Source organism: Streptomyces sp. NPDC092369 (genome assembly GCF_044755245.1).
In the GTDB taxonomy this organism is placed as follows: Bacteria; Actinomycetota; Actinomycetes; order Streptomycetales; family Streptomycetaceae; genus Streptomyces.
The window spans coordinates 468232-482785 of the sequence record NZ_JBIVQP010000002.1; the positions used below are offsets into that span (position 1 = coordinate 468232).

A 14554-nucleotide genomic window follows, 5' to 3' on the forward strand; every position below is an offset into this window, starting at 1 on the left:
ACCGCCACTCTCATGAACAGGAGACCGAAGGTGCCGGTCCTTCCTGGAGCCGAGCCGTACCGCCACGAGGGCGGTCAGGCAGGGGTCCTCCTCTGTCACGGTTTCACCGGTTCCCCCCAGTCGCTGCGCCCCTGGGCACAGCATCTCGCCGCGCACGGACTCACGGTCTCGCTGCCGCTGCTGCCCGGCCACGGCACCCGCTGGGAGGACATGCAGCTCACCGGCTGGCAGGACTGGTACGCGGAGGTGGACCGCGAGCTGCGGGCCCTGCGCGAGCGCTGCGCCGAGGTGTTCGTGGCCGGCCTCTCCATGGGCGGCACCCTCGCGCTGCGCCTCGCGGCCAAGCACGGGGACGCGATCAGCGGCGTGATCGTCGTCAACCCGGCGAACAGGATGCACGGCGTCGCGGCCCACGCCCTTCCGGTGGTCCGCCATCTCGTGCCGTCGACGAAGGGCATCGCCAGCGACATCGCGAAGGAGGGCAGCGAGGAGCTGGGCTACGACCGGGTGCCGCTGCACGCCGCCTATGCCCTGCGGAACCTGTTCCGGCAGGTCGACCGCGAGCTGCCGCAGGTCACCCAGCCGCTGTTGCTGCTGCGCAGCCCGCAGGACCACGTGGTGCCGCCGGCCGACTCGGCCCGGATCCTCGGCCGCGTCTCCTCACGGGACGTGACGGAGATCCTGCTGGAACAGAGCTACCACGTCGCGACGTTGGACCACGACGCGGACCGGATCTTCGAGGAGAGCCTCGCGTTCATCGGCCGGCTCGCACCCAGTGTCGGCAAGGAAGGGACGGCCGCAGGTGGCTGAGCACGACTCGGATCGCGAGGACCGCGAACCCGAAGAGCAGGGCGTCCCGTTCGACGAGGCCGCCGCGTGGGCGGCGATCGTCGAGGGGTACGGCGAAGAGCCCAAGGACCCTCCGGGTGCCAAACCCTTCAAGTCCATCGAGGATCTGGCCCTGTTGGAGCCGGAGACCAATGACGCGCCGTCGGCCGAGCCTTCCTCCAAACCGCCGAAGGCGGAGGAGAAGAAGCCTGCGGAGCCGCTCGGCGGCTCCGTCTCCTTCGCCCCCGGCGTCGGCCCGCGCGACTACCCGGCGCCCGAGCCGGCCGAGTCGGACTTCGACGAGGACGACGAGGGCCACTTCGTCCCGCCGGAGCCGCCGCCCCTGCCCGCCGCCGACGTGACCGCCAAGTTCGCCTGGCTCGGGGTGATCGGTGGCCCGCTGCTCCTTCTCCTGGCGGTCCTGCTCGGCTGGGAGATGACCTGGTGGCTGACCACGGTCGGCATCGGCGGCTTCCTGGGCGGGTTCGCCACGCTGGTGATGCGCATGAAGACGGACGACGAGGACGAGGGGGACCCGGGGCGCGGAGCGGTCGTCTAGCTCACGCGGTCCACCACGTCCCGGCGGGCGACTAACTCGCGGGGATCCGGAGGGCGGCCAGGACCGGCAGATGGTCCGTGGCCGCCCTCAGGTCTGTCTCCGTCACACCCGGTTGGCCCAGCGGGACACCACAACCCAGTACCTCGACCCCCTTCGTCGCGAAGATCGCGTCGATGCGCTGGAAGGGGGTGACGGGGTTGAACGTGTACTCACCGCCCCACGGGACGGTGGTCCGGCAGTCCTGAAGGCCCTCGGTCAGCCGCTGGAAGGCGGGGCCGCCGGGACGTTCGTTCATGTCGCCCCCCGCGATCGCGTGGTCCGTGCCGAGGCCGGCGAGCCGGTCCAGGAGCAGGCCGCTCTGCTCGTACCGCTCGTCCTTCTGCAGGGAGAGGTGACAGCTCAGGACGCCCAGCCGGACGCCGCCGAAGCGGACGACGGCGGTGGCGAACCCGCGCCGGTGCTGGCCGGGGGTGAGCGGCAGCAGGACGTCCTCGGTGCGCTCGACGGTGGCGCGGAGGGTGCACAGGATCGCCGGTCCCGCGGCGGTGCCGCCGCCGGTGAGGACCACCTGGCCGGAGGCGGCCGCGAGCCGGGCCAGCTTCTTGCGCCAGCGGAAGAAGCGGGGGGCCTCCTGGACCAGGACCAGATCGGGTGCGCAGGCGCTGATCACACGGGCCAGTGCGGCGGTGTCGTCGCGCATCGAGCGGATGTTGTAGCTGAGGACCCGGATGACGGCGGAACCGTCCGATTCGGTCCGGGAGTTGGGCAGCAGCGGGGTCGAAATCGCCATGGTCGCCAACATACGACGAAGCCCGCCGTCCCGGGGTGCGGGCTCGGCGGGCGCGGCCGTGCGGACAGCGATGTCACCGGACCGGCGTCACATGATCGGGTCGGGCTCCCGGGCCAGGTCCGCGGCACCGACGAGGCCCGCCTTGTTGCCGAGCTGGGCCGCGATCACGTCGGCGACCGGGCGCCAGTTGCCGCCCACCAGCCAGCGCTTGTACGACTTGCGGATCGGGTCGAGGACGAGTTCGCCCTCGTCGGAGAGGCCGCCGCCGACGATGAACGCGGAGGGGTCGAAGAGCGAGGCGAGGTCGGCGAGACCGGCGCCTGCCCAGCGGGCGAGCTCACGGTAGGAGTCGACGGCGACCGGGTCGCCCTGCCGGGCGGCCATGGAGATGTGCTTTCCCTCGATGCTGTCGGGATTGCCGTCCCCGAGTCCGAGCAGGATCTCGGCGTTCTCGGGGGTGGCGTTGGCGCGCTGCTTGGCGTATCTGACGAGGGCGCGGCCGGAGGCGTACTGCTCCCAGCAGCCCTGCGAGCCACAACCGCACAGCAGGCCGTCCGGCACCATCCGGATGTGGCCGAACTCGGCGGCCACCCCGAAGTGTCCGCGGCGCAGCTTGTTGCCGATGATGATGCCGCCGCCGAGGCCGGTGCCGAGGGTGATGCAGATGACGTTGCGGTGGCCCTTGCCCGCACCGAACTTGTACTCGCCCCACGCGGCCGCGTTGGCGTCGTTCTCGACCACGACGGGAAGGCCGACGCGGCCCTCGACCTTCTCCTTCAGCGGCTCCTGGCGCCAGTCGATGTTCGGCGCGAAGTAGACGGTGGAGCGCTGCCTGTTCACGTAACCGGCCGCACCGATACCCACGCCGACGATCTCGTGCCCGGCCCGAGCGCCCTCCACCGCGGAGGCGATGGCGTCCACGATGGCCTCGGGCGTACTCGGGGTCGGCACCTTGTGCGTCGAGAGGATGTTGCCTTCCTCATCGACCACGCCGGCCGCGATCTTCGTGCCGCCGATATCGACGCCGATGGTGAGTCCCATGAATCCCTCAGTTTCGGTCGAGCCCCGCTATGGGCCACCGTACCTGAGGGGGCAATCAGTCTAGGTCGATGCGCTGGCCGGGGCCGGTACCGTCCCCGTCCTCGTCCCGCTCGTCGTGCTGTTCGTCGAGGTCCTTGTGGAGGCCGGTCGTGCGGGTGGTCCAGCGCTGTTCCTGGGCCTGGACCGCGGAGCGGTAGGCGGCGAGGAGTTCGTTGCCGGCGGCGGCGAGGTGGTCGAAGACGTCCGGGTTGCGTTCGATGACCGGCTCGACTGCGGCCTTCGCCTGCTGGACGACCTGCTTCACCACCTGCTGGGCGGCCGGTCCGGCGACCGCGCCGAGCAACGGCGAGTTGAGCGACGACAGCTTGTCGCCGACGGCGTCGACGAGCTTGCGCAGTTCCTCGGCGGCCGACACCGGCGGCTGGCCGTACTGGACGCGGCGGCGGGCCTTCTCCGCGGCGAGATCCTCGGCGCACGCGGTGGCCCACGCGTCGGCGTCGGTGGCCCTCACCTCGTCCACGGCGTCCTCCGTACCGGCCTGGGACGGAGGGAGCTCTTCGCTCATGACGGACTCCTGACTACGGTTCGTCTCTACGACGTTACCCGAACGGGCGTAAGTCGTTCACGGCCTCTGCGGCCACAGATCGCGGTCCGGCGCGAAGCGGATCCGCAACTCCCCCTCGCGCAGCGAGGCCCCGTCGACGGTGCACCGGCGCAGGGCGGACGGCAGCGGCACGATCCGGCGGAAGGCGCCCGCGGCGACGACGAGTTCGTCACCGCGCCGGATGAGGTCGAGTTCGTCGCGTATCGCGCCGGGCAGCGGCAGCTGCCAGACGAGCACCCCGTCCTCGGCGAGCCGGTCCTCGACGGGCCACTCGACGGCGGAGACGGTGTCGTCGACGCCCGGAACGGCGAGCGCGACCAGATCGTCCGCGCCCCGCGGGTCATGCCCCAACTGCCGGACCGCCCGCACGTCGTACGACTCCTGCCACTCCTCCAGCACCTTGCGCTGCTGGACGACTTGGCCGGGCAACGCGTCCGCGACCGCCTCGGGCAGCACCCGGTTGGCGACCAGCACATCGGGCCGCAGCCCGCGCAGCGCAAGGGCGAGAACGGTGTCGCGCACGGCGTCCGCCCCGGCCGGACCGGGCTCCGCGACCACCCGTACGACGGTGTCCCGGTCGGCGAGCACGGCCTCGACGGCACCCAGCTCCAGGTCCCAGCGCCCGGCGGTCTCGTACAGCCACTCCGAGGGCATCGGCACGCCGGCCAGCCGCCCGAGCACCGGCCGCAGCGCACGGGCCGCCTGCCGTTCGGCCGGCAACAGTCGCCGCAGATAACGCCGCAGCTCCTCCGGCAGGGCGAGCAGCGCGAGGGCCTGCGGGGCGGCGGGAAGATCGACGACCAGCAGATCGTGCGCCTCGGCGAGCGCGGCATCGCGCAGGGCCCGCAGCAGGGTCAGTTCCTCGGCCCCGGGAAGGGGCGTGACCTCCTCGGCCTCCAGCCGGGAGGCACCGAGCAGATCAAGGACGTTCGCCGCACGCTCCTGAAAGGCACCGAGGTCGTCCCGGAAACGGGCGGTGGCATCGGGACGCCAGGCGGTGAGGTTCGCAGCGACCTCCGTCGGAACCGGGCCGGTCGCGACGCCGAGAACCGCACCGAGGGTGTCGGTCCGGTCGGCACTGAGCACCAGAGTGCGGGTTCCCTCACGGGCTGCGTGGAGCGCGGTGGCGGCGGCGACGGTCGTACGACCGCTGCCGCCAGGGCCGGTGATCAGGAGGGTACGCATGATGGTGAACGGTAACCGAGACCGGCCGGGGGGCCCTGCGGCCAGGACCCTACTTCTCTCCCGACTCCACGCGCTTCTTCAGTCCGGCCAGCGCCCGATCGATGATGACCTTCTCGGCCTTGCGCTTGATCATCCCCAGCATCGGAATCTTGACGTCGACCGTCAGGAGATACGTGACCTGGGTCGAACCGTCACCCGCCGCCTTCAGGATGTACGACCCGTCGAGGGACCGCAGCATCTGGGACTTGACCAGCGTCCAGGACACCTCGTTGGCCCCGGTCCAGGTGTACGCCAGCGTCTGGTCGTCCTTGATGGCGCCCGCGTCCATGACGAGCCGCACCTGTTCGGCGCGCCCCTGACCGTCGGTCGCGAGGACCTCCGCCTCCTTCACCTCGCCGGTCCAGTCGGGGTAGCGGGCGAAGTCGGCGATCACCTCCATGACATCGGCCGGTGCCGCCTCGATCGTGATGCTCGAACTGGTGTGTTCCGCCATCGCTGTGGCTCCTCCAGATGCGGACCGGCAGGGCGTCGTCATGCGGCTGTGCGTGCAGCGTGAAGGCTACCGTGCGGTCGACCGCCCCACTTCACCCCCTACCTGCGGTCTCTCACCACTCCAGCACCCAGGGCTTCCCGCTCCCGGCGAAGTGCCCGACGTTCACGCACTCGGTCGCCCCCACCCGCATCCGCCGCACCAACGGCTGGTGAACGTGGCCGAACAGCGAATAGCGGGGCCGGGTGCGGCGGATCGCGTCCAGCAGCGCCCGGCTGCCGCGTTCGAAACGGCGCGCGACGGTGTCGTAGACCAGCTCCGGGACCTCCGGCGGGATGTGCGTGCACAGCACGTCGACCTCGCCCACGGCCTCGATCTTCGCCGCGTACTCCTCATCACTGATCTCGTACGGCGTGCTCATGGGGGTGCGCAGGCCGCCGCCGACGAAGCCGAAGGTCCGGCCGCCGATCTCGACGCGTTCGCCGTCGAGCACGGTGGTGCCGGGCCCGGCGTACTCCGCCCACAGCGGCGGCATGTCGACATTGCCGTAGGTGGCGTACGTCGGTGTGGGGAACGCGGCGAACATCTCGGCGTACTGCTTGCGCACCGCTTTCTCGATCGCCGTCCGCCGGTCGGTGCCGATGCCGCTCCACAGCTGGGCGCCGAGTGCGCGGGCCTCCTCGAAGCGGCGGGCGGTGCGCAGCTCGACGAGACGGTCCGCGTTCTCCTCGCCGAACAGGTCGGGGAAGATGCCGCGCGAGTGGTCGGCGTAGTCGAGGAAGAGGATGAGGTCGCCCAGACAGATCAGGGCGTCGGCACCCTCGCCGGCTCTGGCCAGGTCACGGGCGTTGCCGTGCACGTCACTGACCACATGAACGCGTGTCCTGCTGTTACCGGCTGGTGTGGGTGCCATGACGATCAAGGGTAAGCGTGTGCGGTGTACGTGAACAGTGGCGACGGGCCTTGCGGTTACTGGCCAGTCAGTTTGCGGGTGGACTACCGTACGGACTGGAACACCAATCTGTGTGACACGGCGAACATCTCCCCCCGACCCCCTGTCGCAGCAGCCATACCGACGGGTAACGTCCGGGCAGTCCAGTCTTGGACCGCACCGTCGCATCGCACGACGTCGTGGCGCCGGCGCCCTATGAGGAGCAGCAGTCTTGCGCGAGTTCAGCCTTCCGGCTTTGTACGAGGTCCCTGCGGACGGCAATCTCACCGACATCGTCCGGAGAAACGCCGCGCAGCATCCCGATGTGGCGGTGATCGCCCGCAAGGTCGGCGGCGTCTGGCAGGACGTGTCGGCGACGGCCTTCGCGGCCGAGGTGCACGCGGCCGCCAAGGGGCTCATCGCCTCGGGCGTGCAGCCGGGCGACCGGGTCGGCCTGATGTCCCGCACCCGCTACGAGTGGACGCTGCTGGACTTCGCGATCTGGAGCGCGGGCGCGGTCACCGTGCCGGTGTACGAGACCAGTTCGCCGGAGCAGGTGGAGTGGATCCTGTCCGACTCGGGCGCCACCGCCTGTGTCGTGGAACTGGACGGCCACGCGGCCGCCGTGGAGTCGGTGCGCGACCGGCTGCCCGCCCTCAAGCAGGTCTGGCAGATCGAGGCCGGCGCGATCGAGGAGCTGGGCCGGCTCGGCAAGGACGTCAGCGACGCGACGGTCGAGGAGCGCGGCTCGCTGGCGAAGGCCGACGACCCGGCGACCATCGTCTACACCTCGGGCACCACCGGCCGCCCCAAGGGCTGTGTGCTGACCCACCGCAGCTTCTTCGCCGAGTGCGGCAACATCGTGGAGCGGCTGCGCCCGCTGTTCCGCACGGGCGAGTGTTCCGTCCTGCTCTTCCTGCCGCTGGCACACGTCTTCGGGCGGCTGGTGCAGATCGCGCCGATGATGGCGCCGATCAAGCTGGGCAACGTCCCGGACATCAAGAACCTCACCGACGAGCTCGCCTCCTTCCGCCCGACGCTGATCCTGGGCGTCCCGCGGGTCTTCGAGAAGGTCTACAACTCGGCCCGCGCCAAGGCGCAGGCGGACGGCAAGGGCAAGATCTTCGACAAGGCCGCGGACACCGCGATCGCGTACAGCAAGGCGCTGGACACACCGTCCGGCCCCTCGCTCGGCCTGAAGATCAAGCACAGGACCTTCGACAAGCTCGTCTACAGCAAGCTGCGCGCGGTGCTCGGCGGCCGGGGCGAGTACGCCATCTCCGGCGGCGCCCCGCTGGGCGAGCGGCTGGGGCACTTCTTCCGCGGTATCGGCTTCACGGTCCTGGAGGGCTACGGCCTGACCGAGTCCTGCGCGGCCACCGCCTTCAACCCCTGGGACCGTACGAAGATCGGCACGGTCGGCCAGCCGCTGCCCGGCTCGGTGATCAGGATCGCGGACGACGGCGAGGTGCTGCTGCACGGCGAGCACCTGTTCACGGGGTACTGGAACAACCCGGGCGCGACCGCCGAGGCGCTGACCGACGGCTGGTTCCACACCGGTGACATCGGCACCCTCGACGAGGACGGCTACCTCAGGATCACCGGCCGCAAGAAGGAGATCATCGTCACCGCGGGCGGCAAGAACGTCGCGCCGGCCGTGATCGAGGACCGGATCCGCGCGCACGCGCTGGTCGCGGAGTGCATGGTGGTCGGTGACGGGCGGCCCTTCGTGGGCGCGCTGATCACGATCGACGACGAGTTCCTGGACCGCTGGGCGGCCGAGCACGGGAAGCCTGCGGGTTCCACCGCGGCGTCGCTGCGCGAGGACCCGGATCTGATCGCCGCGATCCAGGACGCGGTCGACGACGGGAACGCCGCGGTGTCGAAGGCGGAATCGGTACGGAAGTTCCGCATTCTCTCCTACCAGTTCTCGGAGGAGTCGGGCCACCTGACGCCGTCCCTGAAGCTCAAGCGCAATGTGGTGGCGAAGGACTACGCGGCCGAGATCGAGGCCATCTACCAGAAGTAGCAAGGCCTTTGACGGTGTGTCATGGCGCGGTGTCCTCAACGAGGGCCCGCGCCACCTCCGGCTAGAGGAGCTTCTTCAACCTCTCCGCCAGCAGGTCCCAGCGCCACTTCTCCTCGACCCAGCGGCGCCCCCGCTCCCCCATCCTGCGGCGCAACTCCGCGTCCCCGAGCAGCGTGACGATCCGTTCCGCCGCCTCCTCGACGGAGTCTCCCCGGACCACCCAGCCGGTCTCCCCGTCGAGCACCGCGTCCGGCGCCCCGCCCGAGTCGCCCGCCACGACCGGCAGCCCCGTCGCCGACGCCTCCAGGTAGACGATGCCGAGCCCCTCCACGTCGAGGCCGCCGCGCCGGGTCCGGCAGGGCATGGCGAAGACGTCGCCCGCGCCGTAGTGGGCGGGCAGTTCGGACCAGGGGACCGCGCCCGTGAAGCGCACCGAGTCGGCGACGCCGGTCTCGCGCGCCAGCGTGCGCAGGTCCTTCTCGTACGGCCCGCCGCCGACGATCAGCAGCACGGCGTCGGGCTCGGCGGCCAGGATCCTCGGCAGCGCGCGGATCAGCGTGTCCTGCCCCTTGCGCGGCACGAGCCGCGAGACGCACACGACCACCGGCCGGTCGGTCAGCCCGAGCCGAGCGCGCACCTCGGCGCCGCCGGAGCCCGGGTGGAAGGTCTTCTCGTCGACGCCCGGCGGGAGTTGGACCATCCGCGCGGCCGCCTCGGGCGTCAACGCGGTCGCGATGCGCGAGCGCGTGTACTCGCCGAGGAAGGTGATCGTGTCCGTCGACTCCCCGATCCGGCGCAGCAGTTGACGCGCCGCGGGCAGCTGCGCCCACCCGGCCTCGTGCCCGTGCGTGGTGGCCACCAGCCGCTCGGCGCCGGCCTTGCGCAGCGCCGGCGCCATCAGCCCGAGCGGCGCCGCCGCCCCGAACCACACCGACGTGCACCCGTGTTCCCTGAGCAGCCCGACCGCCCGCCGGGTCGCCCCCGGCGTCGGCAGCAGCATCGTCGTGCGGTCCCGTACGACGGTGAAGGGCTGCTCGGCGTCGAAGGCGGCGGTCGCCTCCACGCCCTCGCGGCTCCGCTTCCAGGTCGAGGCGTGGACCACCACGCGCTCGGGATCCAGGCGCAGCGCCATGTTGTGCAGAAACGCCTGGATACCGCCGGGCCGGGGCGGGAAGTCGTTGGTCACGATCAGGGTCTTGTGCATCGCCGCAGACCCTACCGAACCGCCGGCCCCCGGCCGGGCCCGGCCGTGCTTGTGGCACGCTCACAGAAGGGCGGGCCATCATGTTCCCCTCAAGGCGGGAAGCGGACGGCAGGGGATCACGTGAAGACGACGGGCTCGGGGCGGTCACCGGTGTGGCTGCTGGGCACCTGGGGTGTGACCAGGCTGCTGCTGCTCCTCTTCGTGTTCAAGGTCTACGTCTTCCCCGGCCCGGACGTCACCAGCGACGTGTCCGTCATCTACCAGGGCTGGTACGACGTGCTGCGCACCGGCACCTTCCCGCTCGACGACGTGACCTGGCAGTACCCGCCCGCCGCCGCGCTCCCGATCCTCTCGCCCGCGCTGCTGCCCTTCCTCGGCTACGCGCACGCGTTCTTCGTGCTCGCCTTCGTCGCCGACCTGGCCGCCTTCGCCCTGCTGCTGTACGCGGGCCGGCGCCCCGGCAAGTCGCTGCGCGGCGCCTGGGTGTGGGTGGTGGGCGTACCGCTGCTCGGCCCGACCGTCTACTCCCGCTACGACGTGATGGTCACCGCCGTCGCGGTCGCCGCGGTGCTGGCCGGCACCCGGCACCCGCGCGTGACGGGCGCGTTGGTGGGCTTCGGGGCGATGCTGAAGGTGTGGCCGCTGCTGCTCCTGGTCGGCGTCCGCAGGCGCGGGGTGTGGGCCTGGGCGGTGGGCACGATCGCCGGCGTGGCCGCGCTGTTCGCGGTGGCGATGCCCGGCCCGTTCGCGTTCCTCACCTTCCAGCGCGACCGGGGCACCGAGGTGGAGTCGCTGGGCTCACTGGTCTTCCACATCGCCCGCCACCACGGCTGGAGCGGCCAGGTGCTGCTCAACTACGGCTCGGTGGAGTTCGTGGGGCCGTATGTGCAGGCGGTCAGCACGGCCGCCCTCCTGCTCACCGGCATGATCTTCGGCTGGCTGCTGATGTGGCGGCTGACGGCCACCCGGTTCGAGGCGGCGACGGTGGCGGACGCGGCGTTCGTCGCGGTGCTGATGTTCACCGTCACCAGCCGGGTGATCAGCCCCCAGTACATGGTCTGGCTGATCGGTCTCGCGGCGGTCAGCGTCTGCTTCCGCGGCAGCCGCATGGGCACGCCCGCGGTCCTGGTCCTGCTGGCGAGCTTCGTGACGGTCCTGGAGTTCCCGATCTGGTTCTCGGACGTGGTCCAGAGCACCCCGGTGGGCATCACCCTGCTGGCGGCCCGCAACGGTCTCCTGGTCCTCGCCACGATCCTCGCGGCCCGCGCCCTGTGGCGCGCCACGGTCCCCCGCGAGGAGCCGGCCACGGTCCCCGACCAGCCCACGCACGCGAACGAGACCTCGGTCTCCCCCTGACCGGCCCGGTCAGCCCAGCTGGTCCCGCAGATACTCCCGCCACGCCTCCGTGAACTCCTCGGGCGTGGTCCCCAGCACCTTCTTCAGCGCCCCCTCGACCGACCCCGCCCGCGTCCGGTGGTCGCCCACGGCCCGGTAGAACTCCCCCAACTTCGCCTCGCCCCACTTCCCGGCGATCATCCGGCAGGCCAGCCAGCCGCCCTCGTAGGCCTGCGCGAGCTTCGTCGCGTCGCCGCTGAACCCGAAGTCCCGGTCGGTCGGCAGGGCTTGGGGCACCTCGTCGTCGGCCACCGCGCGCGCCAGCTCGGGCGCGGCCTGGTCCGGGGTGCGGCCGGTGCCGCGGTAGCCGACCCAGTCCGCGTACCCCTCGGACAGCCACAGCGGGGTGGCCGCGCTGGTGTGGGCGCGGGTGGCGACATGGGTGGTCTCGTGGGTGAGCACGACCTGTTTGCCGAGGGCGCCGAGGACGGCGTACGCGTCCGGGTTGACGATGACCCGGTCCGCCGGCGCGTTCGGCGCCCCGCCCACCTCGCCGGTGGTGACCGCCGCGATGCCCCGGTAGGAGGACGCGGGCGAGCCCAGCAGCCCCGCCATGCCGTCCAGCGACTTCGGTACGAGCACGACGACGTGCCCGACCCAGTCGGGGCCCCACGCCCCCGTCACGGCCGGTACGGCGCGATCGGCGAGGTCCGCGTAGCGGTGCAGCGCCTCGCTGGTCTGGCCGACCCCCAGGACGAGGCTGTGCGCGCCGCGCACCACCGCCACCTCGCCCTGGTCCCACAGCTGCTGGGCGGACTTCTCGGCGGGCGTCTCGGCGTCCACGTACCACTGCCCGTCCTGCTCCCGGCTGAGGGTCAGGGTGCGGCCTGCGGTGACGGGGGCCTTGTCGTAGCCCTGGACCTGGTACCGCAGCTCGACGTCGGCGGTGGCGGTGGTGTCGCCCGACTGGTGCAGGGCGGTGACGCGGTAGGACCAGCTCGCCAGCGGCACCCCGCGCAGGTTCTCGAACCAGCTCAGCGCGCCCGTGCGCAGGAAGGCCGTGCGGTCGCGGTCCAGGACGGCACTCGCGCGCCGGTCCAGGACCCGCTGGAGGTCCTTGCGGTCGGTGGTGGCGGCCGGCTTGCCGCCGCAGCCCACCAGGCAGACGAGCAGCAGTACGAGCGCCACCGCTCCGGATCCCGACGCCCGCCCTCGACCAGCCACTTTACGATCGTACGGCGGCGACGCCGGGTGTGGTCAGACCCTCGTGACCGACGAGACGGGCATCATGCCCACCGGGTCGTAGCGCACCGGCGCGCCGGGGTAGGGCGCGTGGATCACCTGGCCGTTGCCCATGTACATCGCGACATGGCTGGCGTCGGACCGGTAGGTGACCAGGTCGCCGGGCTGTGCCTGGGAGAGCGGGACCTGGTGGCCGGCGTAGCGCTGGGCCTGCGAGGTGCGCGGGAGATGGACGCCGGCCTGCGCGTACGACCACTGCATCAGGCCCGAGCAGTCGAAGCCGGAGGGGCCGCTGGCGCCCCACACATAGGGCTTGCCGAGCGCGGTGCGGGCGGCGGCGATGGCGGCCGCCGCGCGCGCCGAGGAGGGGGCCGCGTCGCCGAGGTCGGGGATCTCCACGCGGCCGGAGCGGGAGGCCCGGTCGTAGGCGGCGCGTTCCGTGGAGGGCAGGGAGTTGAGCAGCTGCCGGGCCTTGGCGAGCTTCTTCTCGACGGTCTTCTTGTGGGTGGCGACGGCCTTGCGGCTCTTCTCCAGCTCGGAGAGCTTCTGGGTGGCCTCCGAGCGCTCCTGGGCGAGTTCGCGCATGGCGGTCTCGAGTTCCCTGAGTTCGCCGGTCTGGTGGACGGTGATCCGGTCCAGGACGGAGGCCTTGTCGAGGTAGTCGTCCGGGTCGTCGGAGAAGAGCAGGGCGAGGGAGGGGTCGACACCGCCGGAGCGGTACTGCGCGCCGGCCAGTGAACCGAGCGTCTCCCGCATGGAGTTGATGCGCTGCTGCTGGCGGGCGATGCGGTCCTGGGAGTCGGCCACCTCGCGGCGGAGCGTGTCGGCGGTCTCGTCGGCCTTGTTGAAGGCCTCGGTGGCTTCCTCCGCCTGCTCGTAGAGGCGGTCCACCTCGGCCTTGGTGTCGGCGTGCGGAGCGGCGCTCGCCGGTACGGCGCCGAGGGCGGCGGCCGCGGCGGACAACGCGCACAGGGCGGTGCCGGCGCCCCGGTTGAACCCGGACGGCGAGGCAAGTCGGCGATGGGACCCCACGGGAAGCCGCACTCCTTCCGCTGACGGACGAGGAAACGCGGCAGACAGTAGCCCCGCTACCGGGGGCCTACCAAAGACCTCCGCGACCACACAACGTGACGCCCCGCCTCAGACGCAGGTCATGGGCGGGGCGCGGGGTCAGCGGGAGTTGTCGTAATTCGCCCGTTCGGGCGGTGCGGCGTCGCGGCCTTACGGTCGATCGCTTCCGGTCGGAAGACGACGCCGAACCGGATCAGATCCGGACGCCGAACTGGAACGGCATGTTGCCGATCGACTCGTAACGGACCACGGTGCCGGTGCGCGGGGCGTGGATCACCTGGCCGTTGCCGGCGTAGAGGCCGACGTGGTGCATGTCGCCGTAGAAGATGACCAGGTCGCCGACGCGCAGGTCGCTCTGGTTGTAGATACGGGTACCGGCGTTGGCCTGGGCCTGCGAGGTGCGCGGGATGGAGACGCCGGCCTGGGCGTAGGCCCAGGAGGTCAGGCCCGAGCAGTCGAAGGAGGACGGGCCGGAGGCGCCGTAGACGTACGGGGTGCCGAGCTTGGACTGGGCGGCGGCGAAGGCCGCGGCGGCCCGGCTGTTGGCGGAGGTGCTGTTGCCGAGGTCCACGCGCTCGCTGGAGCTGCGGCTGGCCCGGGCGTCGGCGTCGGCGAGCGCCGAACGCTCGGCGGCCGTCAGGGTGTTGAGCAGCTTCTGCGCCTCGGCGAGCTTGCTCTGGACTTCCTGCTTCTTCTTGCCCAGTTCGGTGCGGGTGGAGGCGAGGTCCTTGAGCTTGTCGGAGGCCTCGGCGCGCTCCTGGGCGAGTTCGCGCTGCTTCTCCTGGATCTTCTTCAGCGCCTCGACCTGCTGGGCGCTCAACTGGTCGGCGGTGGACGCCTTGTCCAGGTAGTCGTCGGGGTTCGACGAGAGGAAGAGTTGCAGGGAGGAGTCGATGGAGCCGGTGCGGTACTGCGCGGCGGCCGCCAGACCTATGGACGAGCGGAGCTCGTTGAGCTCCTCCTGGCCGCGGGCGACGTTGTCCTGGATGGTGGAGATCTCCTTCTGGAGCTTCTCCTGCTTCTCCTTGGCGCCCGTGTACTTCTCGGTGGCCTGCTCCGCCTGCTCGTAGAGCTTGTCGACCTTCTCCTTGACCTCGTTCTTCGTGGGCTTCTCACTCGGCGCGGCGTTCGCGGCCTGGGCGCTGATGGCAACGGCGGCAGCAGCTGCGGTGGTGAGCACGGTCACACGTGCCCGACTCGGCTGCTTGGGTCGACGGTGGGACGCCACGGACGCGGGCTCCTTCT

At 71.3% G+C, this 14554-nt stretch carries 14 protein-coding genes; 4 read left to right on the forward strand and 10 right to left on the reverse strand.

Features of this window, described 5'->3' with window-relative positions; all coding sequences use genetic code 11:
• Positions 1–30: 30 nt before the first annotated feature.
• Positions 31–810, forward strand: coding sequence for an alpha/beta hydrolase (locus ACIQI8_RS11775; protein ID WP_402347702.1), 780 nt, complete (start codon positions 31–33; stop codon positions 808–810).
• A complete protein-coding gene (locus tag ACIQI8_RS11780; protein ID WP_402347705.1) occupies positions 803–1387 on the forward strand; it encodes a hypothetical protein in 585 nt (194 codons plus the stop codon). Before ACIQI8_RS11775 ends, ACIQI8_RS11780 begins: the two co-directional genes overlap by 8 nt.
• Before the next feature lie 31 nt (positions 1388–1418).
• On the opposite strand, the gene ACIQI8_RS11785 is transcribed toward ACIQI8_RS11780, so the two are convergent.
• From ACIQI8_RS11785 to ACIQI8_RS11810, 6 genes are all read right to left on the reverse strand, one after another.
• Complete coding sequence (locus ACIQI8_RS11785; RefSeq protein ID WP_402347708.1) at positions 1419–2177, reverse strand: endonuclease/exonuclease/phosphatase family protein; 759 nt, start codon at positions 2175–2177, stop codon at positions 1419–1421.
• An 87-nt stretch (positions 2178–2264) separates the two neighbouring features.
• Complete coding sequence (locus tag ACIQI8_RS11790; RefSeq protein WP_402347711.1) at positions 2265–3218, reverse strand: ROK family glucokinase; 954 nt, start codon at positions 3216–3218, stop codon at positions 2265–2267.
• 55 nt (positions 3219–3273) lie between these two features.
• Positions 3274–3783 carry a DUF5304 domain-containing protein gene (locus ACIQI8_RS11795; protein ID WP_402347714.1) on the reverse strand — a complete coding sequence of 170 codons (510 nt, stop codon included), beginning with the start codon at positions 3781–3783 and terminating at the stop codon, positions 3274–3276.
• Positions 3784–3840: 57 nt separating this feature from the next.
• On the reverse strand, positions 3841–5007 hold the full coding sequence (locus ACIQI8_RS11800; protein ID WP_402347717.1) for an ArsA family ATPase: 1167 nt from the start codon (positions 5005–5007) through the stop codon (positions 3841–3843).
• 49 nt (positions 5008–5056) lie between these two features.
• Complete coding sequence (locus ACIQI8_RS11805) at positions 5057–5500, reverse strand: SRPBCC family protein (protein WP_402347719.1); 444 nt, start codon at positions 5498–5500, stop codon at positions 5057–5059.
• A gap of 112 nt (positions 5501–5612) precedes the next feature.
• On the reverse strand, positions 5613–6410 hold the full coding sequence (locus ACIQI8_RS11810) for a metallophosphoesterase (protein WP_402347722.1): 798 nt from the start codon (positions 6408–6410) through the stop codon (positions 5613–5615).
• 250 nt (positions 6411–6660) lie between these two features.
• Here ACIQI8_RS11810 and ACIQI8_RS11815 point away from each other — a divergent pair, with 250 nt between their 5' ends.
• Complete coding sequence (locus tag ACIQI8_RS11815; protein WP_402347725.1) at positions 6661–8457, forward strand: AMP-dependent synthetase/ligase; 1797 nt, start codon at positions 6661–6663, stop codon at positions 8455–8457.
• 61 nt (positions 8458–8518) lie between these two features.
• Here the strand turns inward: ACIQI8_RS11815 and ACIQI8_RS11820 are convergent, their stop codons facing one another.
• The gene (locus ACIQI8_RS11820; protein ID WP_402347727.1) at positions 8519–9661 is read right to left on the reverse strand and encodes a glycosyltransferase family 4 protein; all 1143 of its coding nucleotides are present in this window, start codon (positions 9659–9661) and stop codon (positions 8519–8521) included.
• Between the two features lie 120 nt (positions 9662–9781).
• On the opposite strand from ACIQI8_RS11820, the gene ACIQI8_RS11825 reads away from it, so the two are divergent.
• Complete coding sequence (locus ACIQI8_RS11825) at positions 9782–11017, forward strand: glycosyltransferase 87 family protein (protein WP_402347730.1); 1236 nt, start codon at positions 9782–9784, stop codon at positions 11015–11017.
• Between the two features lie 9 nt (positions 11018–11026).
• Here ACIQI8_RS11825 and ACIQI8_RS11830 read toward each other — a convergent pair whose 3' ends face one another.
• From ACIQI8_RS11830 to ACIQI8_RS11840, 3 genes are all read right to left on the reverse strand, one after another.
• Positions 11027–12220 carry a hypothetical protein gene (locus ACIQI8_RS11830; RefSeq protein ID WP_402347732.1) on the reverse strand — a complete coding sequence of 398 codons (1194 nt, stop codon included), beginning with the start codon at positions 12218–12220 and terminating at the stop codon, positions 11027–11029.
• Between the two features lie 33 nt (positions 12221–12253).
• Positions 12254–13270, reverse strand: a complete 1017-nt coding sequence (locus ACIQI8_RS11835) for an NlpC/P60 family protein (protein ID WP_402347735.1) — start codon at positions 13268–13270, stop codon at positions 12254–12256.
• A 232-nt stretch (positions 13271–13502) separates the two neighbouring features.
• Positions 13503–14537 (reverse strand): NlpC/P60 family protein, encoded by a 1035-nt coding sequence (locus tag ACIQI8_RS11840; protein WP_402347738.1) that lies wholly within the window; start codon positions 14535–14537, stop codon positions 13503–13505.
• Positions 14538–14554 lie beyond the last annotated feature (17 nt).